Raw genomic sequence first — 431 nt, forward strand, 5'->3', positions numbered from 1 at the left:
CACCTAGTAGGAGTCGAACCTACAACCTTCTGATTCGTAGTCAGACACTCTATCCAATTGCGCTATAGGTGCATAATAATATGCCGAGGACCGGGATCGAACCGGTACGGTCATCACTGACCGCAGGATTTTAAGTCCTGTGCGTCTGCCAATTCCGCCACCCCGGCATTATAAATTGACATAAGCGGAAGACGGGATTCGAACCCGCGACCTCCACCATGGCAAGGTGGCGTTCTACCACTGAACTACTTCCGCATAAATGCCGACTAGAGGATTCGAACCTCCGACCCCCTGTTTACAAGACAGGTGCTCTGCCAACTGAGCTAAGTCGGCATACATGCTATTTATATACATAATGAGCCGTGGCGGGTTCGAACCGCCGACCCTCTGATTAAAAGTCAGATGCTCTACCAACTGAGCTAACGGCTCAA

General features: G+C 50.6%; 4 tRNA genes. All 4 read right to left on the reverse strand.

The features are described 5' to 3' along the window. Positions 1-81: 81 nt before the first annotated feature. The 4 genes from AC6UDD_RS06920 to AC6UDD_RS06935 all read right to left on the reverse strand — a co-directional run bounded on the left by AC6UDD_RS06920 (position 82) and on the right by AC6UDD_RS06935 (position 429). Positions 82-167 (reverse strand) — tRNA-Leu (locus tag AC6UDD_RS06920). A 16-nt stretch (positions 168-183) separates the two neighbouring features. After that, positions 184-255 (reverse strand) — tRNA-Gly (locus tag AC6UDD_RS06925). A gap of 5 nt (positions 256-260) precedes the next feature. Further along, positions 261-333 (reverse strand) — tRNA-Thr (locus tag AC6UDD_RS06930). A gap of 23 nt (positions 334-356) precedes the next feature. Next, positions 357-429: transfer RNA gene (locus AC6UDD_RS06935), tRNA-Lys, on the reverse strand. Between the last annotated feature and the right edge of the window lie 2 nt (positions 430-431).

It is taken from the genome of Fructilactobacillus sp. X2R1C3 (genome assembly GCF_059901425.1).